General features: G+C 66.1%; 12 protein-coding genes. 8 read left to right on the forward strand and 4 right to left on the reverse strand.

What is annotated here, in order from left to right:
• Positions 1 to 30 precede the first annotated feature (30 nt).
• The gene (locus tag RAD15_RS40000; RefSeq protein WP_458184211.1) at positions 31 to 1,281 is read left to right on the forward strand and encodes an arsenic transporter; all 1,251 of its coding nucleotides are present in this window, start codon (positions 31 to 33) and stop codon (positions 1,279 to 1,281) included.
• 129 nt (positions 1,282 to 1,410) lie between these two features.
• Complete coding sequence (locus RAD15_RS40005) at positions 1,411 to 1,647, forward strand: hypothetical protein (protein WP_458184199.1); 237 nt, start codon at positions 1,411 to 1,413, stop codon at positions 1,645 to 1,647.
• A 69-nt stretch (positions 1,648 to 1,716) separates the two neighbouring features.
• Here RAD15_RS40005 and RAD15_RS40010 read toward each other — a convergent pair whose 3' ends face one another.
• Together RAD15_RS40010 and RAD15_RS40015 are read right to left on the reverse strand one after the other, a co-directional pair.
• On the reverse strand, positions 1,717 to 3,081 hold the full coding sequence (locus RAD15_RS40010) for an MFS transporter (protein WP_458184200.1): 1,365 nt from the start codon (positions 3,079 to 3,081) through the stop codon (positions 1,717 to 1,719).
• 25 nt (positions 3,082 to 3,106) lie between these two features.
• Positions 3,107 to 3,874: a GntR family transcriptional regulator gene (locus RAD15_RS40015; protein WP_458184201.1), complete on the reverse strand. Its 768-nt coding sequence runs from the start codon at positions 3,872 to 3,874 to the stop codon at positions 3,107 to 3,109.
• 178 nt (positions 3,875 to 4,052) lie between these two features.
• On the opposite strand from RAD15_RS40015, the gene RAD15_RS40020 reads away from it, so the two are divergent.
• Genes RAD15_RS40020 through RAD15_RS40030 form a run of 3 tightly spaced genes read left to right on the forward strand, consistent with a single transcriptional unit; the run spans position 4,053 to position 7,087 of the window.
• Positions 4,053 to 5,252 carry a mandelate racemase/muconate lactonizing enzyme family protein gene (locus tag RAD15_RS40020; protein WP_458184202.1) on the forward strand — a complete coding sequence of 400 codons (1,200 nt, stop codon included), beginning with the start codon at positions 4,053 to 4,055 and terminating at the stop codon, positions 5,250 to 5,252.
• Positions 5,253 to 5,264: 12 nt separating this feature from the next.
• A complete protein-coding gene (locus RAD15_RS40025; protein ID WP_458184203.1) occupies positions 5,265 to 6,032 on the forward strand; it encodes an SDR family oxidoreductase in 768 nt (255 codons plus the stop codon).
• Positions 6,033 to 6,055: 23 nt separating this feature from the next.
• Positions 6,056 to 7,087, forward strand: a complete 1,032-nt coding sequence (locus RAD15_RS40030; protein WP_458184204.1) for an L-idonate 5-dehydrogenase — start codon at positions 6,056 to 6,058, stop codon at positions 7,085 to 7,087.
• On the opposite strand, the gene RAD15_RS40035 is transcribed toward RAD15_RS40030, so the two are convergent.
• Positions 7,077 to 7,970 (reverse strand): DUF3280 domain-containing protein, encoded by an 894-nt coding sequence (locus RAD15_RS40035; protein WP_458184205.1) that lies wholly within the window; start codon positions 7,968 to 7,970, stop codon positions 7,077 to 7,079. The genes RAD15_RS40030 and RAD15_RS40035 overlap by 11 nt on opposite strands.
• Before the next feature lie 190 nt (positions 7,971 to 8,160).
• On the opposite strand from RAD15_RS40035, the gene RAD15_RS40040 reads away from it, so the two are divergent.
• Together RAD15_RS40040 and RAD15_RS40045 are read left to right on the forward strand one after the other, a co-directional pair.
• Complete coding sequence (locus RAD15_RS40040) at positions 8,161 to 9,546, forward strand: histidine kinase (protein ID WP_458184206.1); 1,386 nt, start codon at positions 8,161 to 8,163, stop codon at positions 9,544 to 9,546.
• A complete protein-coding gene (locus tag RAD15_RS40045) occupies positions 9,543 to 10,205 on the forward strand; it encodes a response regulator (RefSeq protein ID WP_458184207.1) in 663 nt (220 codons plus the stop codon). Before RAD15_RS40040 ends, RAD15_RS40045 begins: the two co-directional genes overlap by 4 nt.
• Before the next feature lie 16 nt (positions 10,206 to 10,221).
• Here RAD15_RS40045 and RAD15_RS40050 read toward each other — a convergent pair whose 3' ends face one another.
• Complete coding sequence (locus RAD15_RS40050) at positions 10,222 to 11,205, reverse strand: VOC family protein (RefSeq protein WP_458184208.1); 984 nt, start codon at positions 11,203 to 11,205, stop codon at positions 10,222 to 10,224.
• Between the two features lie 147 nt (positions 11,206 to 11,352).
• Here RAD15_RS40050 and RAD15_RS40055 point away from each other — a divergent pair, with 147 nt between their 5' ends.
• Positions 11,353 to 12,144 (forward strand): DNA-binding transcriptional regulator, encoded by a 792-nt coding sequence (locus RAD15_RS40055; protein WP_458184209.1) that lies wholly within the window; start codon positions 11,353 to 11,355, stop codon positions 12,142 to 12,144.
• The last annotated feature ends 122 nt before the right edge of the window (positions 12,145 to 12,266 follow it).

Here is a 12,266-nt window from a genome sequence, read left to right on the forward strand (position 1 = left end):
GGGCGGTTTCTGGAGATCACCTTGCCGACCGTGCCGTCTGACGCCCTCTGGGCCTGGAGCATCATCGTCGCCACCACCGCAGGCGTCATCATCCGCCCTTTTCGGCTGCCGGAGGCGATCTGGGCCGTGATCGGTGCGAGCGCCCTCGTCCTGCTCGGCCTGCTGCCGTGGCAGGATGCGCTCACAGGCATCGGGAAAGGCGTCGACGTCTATCTCTTCCTGATCGGCATGATGCTGATTGCGGAGCTGGCGCGGCTCGAAGGCCTGTTCGACTATCTCGCCGCGCTTGCGGTGGAATACGCGGCCGGCTCGCCGCAGCGGCTGTTCCTGCTGATCTATCTCGTCGGCACGCTCGTCACCGTGCTGCTCTCCAACGATGCCACCGCGATCGTGCTGACGCCCGCCGTCTATGCCGCGACGCGTGCGGCCGGCGCAAAGCCGCTGCCTTATCTCTTCGTCTGCGCCTTCATTGCGAATGCCGCTAGCTTCGTCCTGCCGATCTCCAATCCCGCCAATCTCGTCGTGTTCGGCGCGCGCATGCCCGAGCTCACCGAATGGCTGCGCCTGTTCGCCCTGCCCTCGGCGGCCTCGATCCTGCTCACTTACGTGGTGCTGCGCCTGACCCAGCACCGCGCGCTGAAGGAAGAGACGATTGCGCACCGCGTGCCGCATCCAAAGCTCGGCCGTGGCGGCAAGCTGACGGCCATAGGCATCGTCGCGATCGCAATCGTGCTGGTCACGGCGTCAGCGCTGGACAAGCCACTGGGCCTGCCGACCTTCATCTGCGGCGGCGTAACGGCCGCGATCGTGCTGTTACTCAGCCGACAATCGCCTTGGCCGGTGCTGCGCGGCGTGTCCTGGAGCGTGCTGCCGCTGGTCGGCGGGCTCTTCGTCATGGTGGAAGCATTGGTGAAGACCGGCGTGATCGGGCGGCTCAGCGCGTTGCTGCACGAGGCGGTGGCGCAGTCGGTCCCGAAAGCTGCCTGGAGCGTCGGCATTGCCACCGCCATCGCCGACAACATCGCCAACAACCTCCCCGTGGGCCTCGTCGCCGGCTCGGTCGCCGCGAGCGATCATTTGCCCGCCCCCGTCGTCAGCGCGATCCTGATCGGCGTCACCCTCGGACCCAATCTGTCGGTAACAGGCTCGCTCGCCACCATCCTCTGGCTCGTCGCGCTCCGGCGGGAGAAGATCGAGGTCAGCGCCTGGCCGTTCCTCAAGCTCGGCCTGCTGGTGACGCCGCCCGCTTTGATCGCGGCGCTGGCGGCGGCGATCAGGTAGCGACTGCCGAGCCAGCCTTCGAGATCAAGCGCAGTTATTTGCGGTGCATCAATGCCGCCGGCGACGCCACGGCTAGAATTCCATTGTCGCGCAGGTCAGACGGATATGGCGCGGCAAGGAAGGTTCATCATGCAGATTCAATCGAGAGCATTGCCGCGGGGCTTCTCCCTGCGCCGCGCGATTCAGGGCTTCACCACGCCGAACCAGAACCGGGCCGAGACGTCCCATCCCCTGCTGGTCTATTCCGCAGTGGCGCTGCTCGTCCTGTTCGCCATCGTTCAGATCGACCTCCACGCCGCCCAGCTGCAGGCGATCGGCCTGCTCGGTCATGGCGTCGGAATCGACCCGACCTTCCTGAGCCCGTAGCCGCCGGCGCGGCTCGTCCCAAGGAGGCCTCGGTCGCGGCCATGACGGCCGCGACCGGGTCACGCATCGTCAGTCGTTCTCGTAGCCATAGACTTCCGGCAGGATGAAGATTGCGGCGAGCAATCCGATCAGCGGGAAGATCGCGACCATCAGCGTGGCGTTCGCCTGCCCGATCGCGGCGAACACCGTCGGAAACAGGAAGATCGCCAGGAACGACGGCAGCTTCACGAACATGTAGGCGAAGCCGCTGGCGGTGCCGCGATATTGGGGCTTGGCGACCATGGTCGGGATCGTCATGCAGTTCGACGCATCCCAATAATGGCCCCACAGCATCGCGGCGGCCGCGAACGGCAGCAGGATCTTGTTGTCGGTGTAGAGCGCGAAGGCTGCGACCAGCAGCGAGGCCATCACAATCGAGAAGCCGGCGATCGCGATGCCGCGGTGACCGATCTTCGGCGTCAGCAGCGGGCCGACCCAGCCGGACAGCGCGGCGAAGGAGAACAGCGCCATCGTCACCAGATTGATGCCGAGCACGCTCGATACGCCGACCATCACGAACAGCACCGGCAGGTAGAACGCGAAGGTCGAGAACTCGCTCGCCTGGGTGAAACAAGCGATCCAGCCGTAGACCGTGGCGCGCCAGCGGATCGGATCCTTCTTGAGGTCGGCGAGGAACGCACGCGTGCTGGTCTTCGGAACCACCACATCCTGGTCCGGCAGCATGTCGAGATTGTCGTTGAACATCTCGCGCGCGACCCGCTTGGCCTCGCGATAGCGCCCCTTCTGCACCAGCCACACCGCCGTCTCCGGCACGTCGTGGCGCATGAGAAGGATGATCAGCGCCGGCACCGCGCCGAGCCCGAGTGTCACGCGCCACAGCATCTCGTGCTGCATGTCGATCAAGAGGAAGATCACGATGACGCCGATGGTCATGACCTCGCCGACGGCGAACATGAACTGCCAGCGGTTGCCCATGACCTCGCGCTCGCCCTTCGCCATGGATTCCATGATGTAGGTGTAGCCGGTCGAGATGTCGGAGCCGAGCGGAATGCCGAGCAGGAAGCGGATCACGATGAGCCAGGTGACGTCAGGCACGAAGGCCTGCGCCAGCGCCAGCACGATGAACATCACCATCGTCACCAGGAACATGACGCGGCGTCCGATCTTGTCGGACAGCCAGCCGCCGAGGATCGCGCCGATCAGGGCGCCACCTTGCGTGCCCGCTGCGGCAAGGCCGAGCATCAGGGCCGTGGGATTGTACTGCTCCTTGATGAAGATCAGCACGAAGGCGATCGAATAGAGGTCCCAGGCTTCGACCAGGATCGAGGCCATCATCAGCCAGCCGACCTTGTTGCCCTTGGGACTGTAGTTCGTGATGAGGTAGCGGACCGCGGCTTCGTTCACGGTCGGTTGTGGCATCGCCATCGTTGACATCTCTGGTCCTCTCTTCAAAAACTCTCTACGTGCCGAGCAGCGGCTCGATGCTGCAATCGAGCAGGCGCGGGTCGATCCCCGCCTCCATGCCTGTGAACATTTCGCCCATGTAGTCGATCAGTGCATCGCTCGCCTTCACTGCCTCGTCGACGCGGCGGCTGGCGACGGCATTGAGAATGGCGAGATGGTGATCGATCGTGCCTGACAGATCCGCCTGGCCCGGCATGAAGCGGTGATGGATGTAGCCGATGCGGCGGTACAGCGTGTGCAGCGGCCGCAGCGTGTGCACCAGGAACGGCTCGCCGGCCGCCTCCAGCACCAGCGCGTCGATGCGGCGGTCGATATGATTGAATTCGTCGAGCGTGAGGCTGGCGCGGCGCTCGCGCAGCAGACGCTCGATATGCAGCGCCTGATTGCGATGCGAGAGGCTGGCGCGATCGGCCGCGAGGCGGATCACGAAACGCTCCATGTCGCGGCGCAGGCCGAGCAGCATGCGCTCGCGCGCCAGATCGATCGGCGCGATGTGCAGGCCGTGGCGCGGGCGGATGATGATGAGCGTGTCGGCGGAGAGACGATTGACGGCGTGATGCACAGGCGTGCGGCCGAAGCCGGTGATCTGCTGCAACTCCAGCATGGTCATGAACTGACCGGGCTTGAGCTCGCAATGAACGAGGAGCTCTTCGATCTTCTGATAGGCTAGCTCGAAGAAGTTGAGCCGATTGCGCCGCGAGGGCTTGCCCTCGCCGTCGTCATCGTTTCTCACCACCTCGAGCGCTCGCTTGCGCCGTGCCATGTTGTCCTCTCCCGTCAGCCCGCGCTCTCGTTGCAGGGTGGCGCTTTGTTTGTGGCACCCTTAAAACATGTTGTGATATATTACAAGCGGGCGTAAGACTTCCGCACGACCTGCAACATGTTGCAGCGCGAAATGAAAACAAGCCGGCGCAATGCGCCTGTGATGGGAGGCAATTGCCGTGAAGATCACGTCGATCGAGACACTGCGCACCGAGGAATTCTCCAACGTCATCTGGGTGCGCGTCCACACCGACACGGGCATGATCGGTCTCGGCGAGACCTTCTATGGCGCAGGCGCGGTCGAGGCGCAGATCCACGACACGTTTGCCGGCCGCCTGCTCGGCCGCAATCCCCTGCACATCGAAGCCATCCATCGCGACATGCTGAACCTGCCGATGGCGCAGTCCTCCACCGGCGTCGAGTATCGCGCAGCCTCCGCGATCGACATCGCGCTGTGGGATCTGTTCGGCAAGGTCTGCAATCAGCCGGTGCACCAGATGCTCGGCGGCCTCTGCCGCGACAAGCAGCGCATCTACAACACCTGCGCCGGCACGCAATATGTCCGCTCGACCAACATCAGCCCGGTCGCGAACTGGAATCTCGGGGCCTCCAAGGGCCCCTATGAAGACCTCGATGGCTTCATGAACCACGCCGATGCGCTGGCCGAAAGCCTGCTGGAGAGCGGCATCTCCGCGATGAAGATCTGGCCGTTCGATCCGGCGGCGCAGGAGAACAAGGGCCTCTACATCACCGCCGCCCAGATGAAGCAGGCGATCGAGCCGTTCGAGAAGATCCGCAAAGCGGTCGGCGACAAGATGGAGATCATGGTCGAGCTCCACTCGCTGTGGAACCTGCCGACCGCCAAGCAGATCGCGCGCGCGCTCGAGCCTTACAAGCCGACCTGGTACGAAGATCCGATCCGCATGAACTCGCCGCAGGCGCTGGCCGAATATGCCCGCTCGACCGACGTCTGGGTCTGCGCCAGCGAGACGCTGGGTTCGCGCTTCCCCTACAAGGACATGCTCGACCGCGACGCCATGCATGTGGTGATGGCAGATCTGTGCTGGACCGGCGGCCTCACCGAGGGCCGCAAGATCGCCGCAATGGCGGAGACCTATCACCGGCCGTTCGCGCCGCACGACTGCATCGGCCCGATCGGCTTCATCGCGGCCATCCACATGTCGTTCAGCCAGCCCAACACGCTGATCCAGGAATCGGTACGCGCCTTCTACAAGGGCTGGTACAACGAGCTCGTCACCACGATGCCCGTCATCAAGGACGGCTACGTCTTCCCGATGGAGGGTCCCGGCCTTGGCGTCGACCTTCTGCCCGCCGTATTCGAGCGCTCCGATCTGATCGTGCGCCGCTCCAACGCTTGAGGATTTCCCGAGATGAGCACCTCCCTTTTCGATCTCTCCGGCCGCACCGCGCTGGTGACCGGCTCCTCCCGGGGCCTCGGCCGCGCCATCGCCGAGGGCATGGCGAAGGCCGGCGCCAGGATCATCGTCAACGGCGTCGATCCCAAGCGCGTCGAGCAGGCCGTGGCCGAATTTCGCGCCGCCGGGCATCAGGCCGAAGGCGCAGCGTTCAACGTCACCGACGAGCCCGCCATCGTCGCGGCGTTCAACGACTTCGACAAGAAGGGCATCGCCGTCGACATCGTCGTCAACAATGCCGGCATCCAGCACCGCAAGCCGCTGGTGGAATTCACCACCGACGAGTGGCGCAAGGTGATCGAGACCAACCTCACCAGCGCCTTCGTGATCGGCCGCGAGGCGGCCAAGCGGATGATCCCGCGCAAGCACGGCAAGATCATCAATATCGGCTCGCTCGGCAGCGAGCTCGCCCGCCCGACCATCGCCCCCTACACCGCAGCCAAGGGCGGCATCAAGAATCTCACCCGCTCGATGGCGGTGGAATGGGCTCAGCACGGCATCCAGGCCAACGCGATCGGCCCTGGCTACATGCTGACCGACATGAACGAAGCGCTGGTCAACAACACCGATTTCAACAACTGGCTGATGGGCCGCGTCCCCTCGAAGCGCTGGGGCAAGCCGGACGAGCTGGTGGGCGCGGCGATCTTCCTCGCCTCCGACGCCTCCACTTACGTCAACGGCCAGATCATCTATGTCGATGGCGGCATGATCGCCGCGATGTGATCGCGAACAGGGGAACAGCAGCCATGCGCGCCGTCGTCATTCACGCACCGAAGGACCTGCGGATCGACCTCTATCCGGACGCCGCGCCCGGCCCGGGCGAAGTCCGCGTCAAGATCGCCAATGGCGGCATCTGCGGCTCCGACCTGCATTACTACCATCACGGTGGCTTCGGCGTCGTCCGCATCCAGCAGCCGATGGCGCTGGGCCACGAGATCGCCGGCGTGGTCGCCGATGTCGGTGACGGCGTCACCGGCGTGAAGGCAGGCACGCGGGTTGCGGTCAATCCGAGCAGGCCGTGCGGCCAGTGCCTGCATTGCCAGGAGGGCATGCGCAACCAGTGCCTCGACATGCGCTTCCTCGGCAGCGCGATGCGCTTTCCGCATGTGCAGGGCGGTTTTCGCGAATTCATCACGGTCGACGCGACGCAGGCCGTGCCGATCGCCGACAAGCTTTCGCTGGCGGAAGCTGCGGTCGCTGAACCGCTCGCGGTGTGCCTGCATGCCGGCAGGCAGGCCGGCCCCCTGCTCGGCAAGCGTGTGCTCATCACCGGCTGCGGCCCGATCGGCGCGCTGATGATTCTTGTGTCCCGTTTCGGCGGCGCCGCCGAGATCGTGGTGACCGACGTTGCCGAGGCGCCGCTCGCGGTCGCCCGGAAGCTCGGCGCCAGTCACGCCATCAACGTCGCAACGAACCCCACAGCGCTCGACCCGTGGCGCGCCGGCAAGGGCGTGTTCGACACGCTGTTCGAAGCCTCCGGCAATCAGGCTGCGCTTCGCACCGCGCTGGACGTGCTGCGGCCCGGCGCAACGCTGGTGCAGCTCGGCCTCGGCGGCGAGATGACGCTGCCGATCAACGCCATCGTCGCCAAGGAGTTGCAGCTCCGCGGTACCTTCCGCTTCGACCCCGAGTTCGAGCTCGCGGTGCGGCTGATGGGCGAAGGCCTGATCGACGTCAAGCCGCTGATCACGGCGACCATGCCGTTCGAGAACGCGGTCGCCGCCTTCGAGCTCGCCAGCGACCGCTCGCAGTCGATGAAGGTGCAGCTTACCTTTTAGGCGCGTCGGCGGCCTGCTGGCTCTCGATCAGCCGGTCGCTGACCAGCCGTACGGCTCCGCGCTTCCAGGAATAGTCTGCGCCCAGGCGCAGGCCGCTGTCGGCGCGCGCCAGCACCGCGCCGGTCCTGGCGTCGCGAACCTGGAAGCCGAGCGTGTATTCGGTGCGGCTGACCCGCCGCACCACGCCGATCAGCGACTGATCCGCACCGAGCTTTTGCGCCATCGCTGCCTCGCAGCCGTTGCAGTCCCGCAGGGGCTTCGCCGTCTCGCCGCTTGCGCCACCGACGTCCACGATGCGGTAGCGGCCGGATTGGCCCAGCGCCTCGCGCACACTGGCGGTGACCTCGGCGAGGTATGACGCGTCCGAGCTGGCTGAAGCGCCCGCCAAAGCGGCGGTCGTGTCCTCGAGCTCGAAATCGAACACTGCCAGCGCGATCGGCGCAGGCGTTCCGAGCGCCGCCATCACCTCGCGCGACACGAAGATCTCGGCGCGCTCCCATGATTCATCATTGTCGCCGCGGAAGGTGTAGAGCTTGTCCATCACCATCTTCCTGGCGCCAACGTCGATCACGGCGACCTTGGCCCACTGCACCAGCGTGCTCGTCTTCTGGATGCCGCCGATGACCTTGAATGCCGCGCCGTCCTGAGCCGACGTCACCAGGCGGTAGCGCCGGTCCGCGCCAATGTCCCGTCTGAGCGCGGCCATGAACGCCGACAGCCGCCGCTCGTGGGCAGCGGTCTGGTTGGCCGGCTCGGCCGACGTATCGGTATAGCTGAAGTCGTCCATGGCTACGCCGACGGCGGGCTCGGCACCGGCCGGCGCATGAAATGCCGAGAATAGAAAGAGGAGAAGAGCAGAAAGGATCGAGCGGCAGCGGGGCATCAGCCGGCCTCATGTCATGGAGGAGCCCCCAAATCTGGATGGCCATATCAAGCCATGCAGCAGCACCCGTCCCGGCGAGTGCCGGGAAAATTTCACGACGTTGCACTGCGGTGGCCCGTAGCGGCTTTCCGCCGCCCGCGATCTGCCGTTTAATGCGCGAGCGACAATTCCGTTCGCGCCAGGTGCCCCGATGTGGAACCGCCCGAGATTCGATCTCAAGGTCCGTCTGACGTTGCGCGTCGCCGCAATATCGGCCGCCTGCTTCGCCGCGATCTCCGCCTATTTCCTGGTGACCGCTGACCGCGAGGCACATGCGCGCATCGACAGTGTCGCCGCCATCGTGGCGAAGTCGCTGGAGCTGCAGCAGGGCAAGGTCCAGTGGGTGGCTAGCCCGCGCTCGGACTTTCCGAACCTCGACCCCGTTTCGGCGTACGTGATGACGCCCGGCCTGTGTCTGGCAGTCCGCGGCGTGAACGGCGACATGCTCCAGCGATTCTGCAGCGGCGCGCCTACTCCGGCAAACCCGCCGCCGCAGGTGTTCGCGGCGTTCTATCGCAGCCTGTTCGACCCCGGCCGCGAGGCGGTACGGCCCGTGATCGCACGCGGAGCGAAGCTCGGCGACGCCGTGGTCTGGGTCGATCCGGCCGTGCAGACGGCCGAGGCCTGGCACGAGGCCGGCCGCCTGATGATCGCGCTTGCGATCGCGCTGCCGCTGTTATGCGCTCTGGTCTATGCCGCGCTGGCGCGCGCGCTGCGCCCGACGCACATGATCCGCGCCGGCCTGGAGCGCATCGCCGCCAACGATCTCACGGCACGGCTGCCGCCGTTCGATCTGGCCGAGCTGTCCGCCATCCGCGACGTCTTCAACCATCTCGCCGAGAGCCTCGACACCGCGCTGGCCGAACGCAGCGAGCTGACGCGAAAACTGATCGCGCTCCAGGACGAGGAGCGCCGCCATCTCGCGCGCGAGCTGCACGACGAGTTCGGCCAGTCGCTGGCCGCGATCCGCGCGCTCGCCGCATCCGCCCGCCAGACTGCGGCGCAGGACTGCCCCGAACTGCTGGGAGAGTGCGACAGCATTGCCCGGACCGCGACCGGCATGATGGAGACGCTGCGCGGTGCGCTGTTCCGGTTGCGGCCGCCCGATGTCGACGAACTCGGCCTCGTTGCGAGCCTCGAAGGCCTGGTATCGGGGTGGAACGGCCGCAGCCGCGGCCAGACCCGCTTCGACATCCGCTTCGAGGGCGCGGTCGAGAACCTGCCCGCTTCCATCAGCGCCAATCTCTATCGCATCGTGCAGGAGGCGCTGACCAACGCAGCCAAGCACGCCGGCGCCACGAGGGTCAGCCTGCATCTGACGATGGCCGCAAACGAGATCGCGCTCGCCATCGAGGACGATGGCCGGCCCAACGATGCGGCCGTCAAATCCGGCATGGGCCTGCTCGGCATGCGCGAGCGCGTCGCGGCCCTGCGCGGCCGGCTCAGCTTCGAGACCGGACCGAATGGCGGTACCGCACTGCGCGTCGTCATCCCGCTCACGGCCGCCGATCGGCAGGTGCTGGAGCAGGCGGCATGAGCGCGGCCGATGCGACCATCTTGCTGGTCGACGACCATTCCGTGGTCCGCGAGGGCTACCGCTCCGTGCTCCAGAAGCAGCCGGGCCTGCGCGTCATCGCCGAGGCGGCCGACGGCGCGGAGGCCTACCGTCTCTTCAAATCCGAGGCGCCCGATCTCGTCATCATGGATCTGAGCATGCCCGGCGTCGGCGGCATCGAGGCCGTCAGGCGCATCAGGCAATGGGACAAGGGCGCGAGAATCCTCGTCTTCACCATGCACCAGAACGCCGGCTTCGCCGTGCAGGCGATCCGCGCCGGCGCCAGGGGTTACGTCACCAAGACCAGCCCGCCTGAGACCCTTGTGCGCGCGGTGATGGACGTCCTCGCCGGCAAGATCGCGATCAGTCCCGACATCGACCATGAGCTCGCGCTGAGCCGGCTCGGCGGCGAAGCCTCCGCCGCCGATGTCCTCACCGCGCGCGAGTTCGAGGTGCTGCGGCTGCTGCTCGCGGAGAAGACGACGGAGGAGATCGCCGCAACGCTGCATGTCAGCCCGAAGACGGTGGCGAACCTGCATTCCCTCATCAAGGACAAGCTCGATGTCGGCTCCGACATCGAGCTGGTCCGGCTGGCGCTGCGCCAGGGGCTGTTGACCGAGGTCGATCTCGGCGAGGCCTGAGGCGCGTGGCCGCGGATCATTCGCGCGCGACCACGGAATCCAGCCATGCGCAGTTGAGCGGCGGCACGCGCGGATCGGCCACGCGCACGCCGCGCGCCGCAGCATCCAGCCGCATGTCGCGCAGTCGCTTGCGCTGCTCCTCCGGCATGTTCAGCCGCTCATGGCCCCACAGCGACGGGCCGTCAAAGGTCTCGTGCGGCTGCCAGGTCTCGGGATCGATCACGCGCCCGCCCCAGCCATATTCGATGAAGAAGCCGGACGGCGTGTTCACATAGAACGAGGTCATGTGATCGTTGGTGTGACGGCCCAGCGTGTAGGCAATGCGGCCGTCGTCCAGCTGCGCGAGGTCGTAGCCCTGCCCGACATCATCGAGGCTGCCGAGCTCGACCATGAAATGATGCATCGCCCTGCGCCCCGAACCGACCATCGCGAAGGAGTGGTGGCGGCCGTTGACGTGGAAGAAATAGAGCCCGTAGGGCTTCAGCCCGAAATCGGAGACGTGGAAGCCGAGCACGTCGCGATAGAACGGCAACAGCGGCTCGACATCCTCGACATTGAGCACGACATGCCCCATGCCGAGCGCGCCGGTGCGAAAACCCGAGATCGGACGGCCCGGCCTGAACGGCTCGGTCGCAAGCTCCGGCTTGCAGAAGGCCTCCAGCCGGTTGCCGGCGGGATCGGCGAAAATGATCAGCTCGGTGACATGTCGTTCATCGGCAAGTGCGCGTGGGCCACGCGTCACCCTGACGCCATGGCCTTCCAACCGCCCGGCCAACTGGTCGAGTTCGACGGTCGAAGGGACTTCCCACCCCATCACCGCCAGGCCGTCATCGCTGCTGCCGTCCACGATCAGCCGCTGCTTGCGATCGTCCATACGAAACGCGCGCATCTTGCCGCCACGATCGACCTGCTGCAGGCCGAGCAGCCCGGTCGCCATCCGGCTCCATTGGTCGATCGCGGACGAATTGATTCCGATATAGCCAAGCGCGGTGATTTCCATCGAATTCCTCCCGAAGGCATCGCGTGTGCCGCAATGCGGCGAACTTGATACCGGCCGCGCACGATCCTACGGTGGCGTCCCGCAATCGCTTCGCGTTCGCAAGGACGATAGTCGCGCCGCGATCTGCCACAAGGGAGGAAATGCGAAGTGTCCAAGGAGCGGACGCGGAACGGACAGCCGCGGCAGTCGGAGGGCGTCCGCGCCTTCAAGCGCGGGCTGGACGTACTCCAGGAGGTCAACCGCTCCGGCGGCATCCGCGCCGGCGACGTCGCCCGCGCGCTCGACCTGCCCCGCCCGACCGTCTACCGCCTGCTCGAAACGCTGGAGGAACTCGGCTATGTCGCGCGCAGCGCCAGCGACGACCGCTTTCGCGTCACCCGGCGGGCGCTGAGCCTCGGCGACGGCTATGATCCCGGCGTGGTGATCTGCCAGGCGGCGGCGCCATATCTTGCCGAACTCAGCAAGACCCTGGTCTGGCCGGTCGATCTCTGCACTTACGAGAACGCGGCGATGGTGGTGCAGGAGACCACCCATTCCCGCAGCCCGCTCTCGATCGACCGCGGCATGATCGGCAAGCGTCTGCCGATGCTGCGGACCTCCGCGGGCCGCGCCTATCTCGCCGCCTGCCCGGCGCGCGAGCGCGACCTCATCGTCAGCCATCTGCGACGGATCGACGAAGCCGACGACCGTCCCTTCCTCGACCAGGGCCGCCTCGACCGGATGATCGCCGAGACCGCCGCGCGTGGTTACGCGATCCGCAGCGAAGGCGAATACAATCCGAAGACGGCCTCGATTGCCGTGCCGATCGTCCGCGGTGAAATCGTGTTCGGCTGCATCTCGATCATCTGGATCCGATCGGCGCTGTCGCTCGACGAAGCCGTCGCCGGTTTCGTCGCACCACTGCGCGAAACGGCAGCCGCCATCTCCATCGAATCCTAGGGCCGATCGACATTCAGGATTCCCAAGTGGTTTGATCGCTGATTCATAGAGTTCCGTGATTCGACACGGAGCAGATGATGGCGGCGAAGCGATATGAGCTGACCGAGGCGCAATGGGCGAGG

It is taken from the genome of Bradyrhizobium sp. 14AA, from assembly GCF_054185205.1.

What these genes read in the sequence shown, in the direction of transcription:
- RAD15_RS40005 (WP_458184199.1), top strand. Translation starts at nt 1,411, where the DNA reads ATGCAGATTCAATCGAGAGCATTGCCGCGGGGCTTCTCCCTGCGCCGC.
- RAD15_RS40010 (WP_458184200.1), bottom strand. Translation starts at nt 3,081, where the DNA reads ATGTCAACGATGGCGATGCCACAACCGACCGTGAACGAAGCCGCGGTC.
- RAD15_RS40030 (WP_458184204.1), top strand. Translation starts at nt 6,056, where the DNA reads ATGCGCGCCGTCGTCATTCACGCACCGAAGGACCTGCGGATCGACCTC.
- RAD15_RS40015 (WP_458184201.1), bottom strand. Translation starts at nt 3,874, where the DNA reads ATGGCACGGCGCAAGCGAGCGCTCGAGGTGGTGAGAAACGATGACGAC.
- RAD15_RS40035 (WP_458184205.1), bottom strand. Translation starts at nt 7,970, where the DNA reads ATGCCCCGCTGCCGCTCGATCCTTTCTGCTCTTCTCCTCTTTCTATTC.
- RAD15_RS40025 (WP_458184203.1), top strand. Translation starts at nt 5,265, where the DNA reads ATGAGCACCTCCCTTTTCGATCTCTCCGGCCGCACCGCGCTGGTGACC.
- RAD15_RS40040 (WP_458184206.1), top strand. Translation starts at nt 8,161, where the DNA reads ATGTGGAACCGCCCGAGATTCGATCTCAAGGTCCGTCTGACGTTGCGC.
- RAD15_RS40045 (WP_458184207.1), top strand. Translation starts at nt 9,543, where the DNA reads ATGAGCGCGGCCGATGCGACCATCTTGCTGGTCGACGACCATTCCGTG.
- RAD15_RS40050 (WP_458184208.1), bottom strand. Translation starts at nt 11,205, where the DNA reads ATGGAAATCACCGCGCTTGGCTATATCGGAATCAATTCGTCCGCGATC.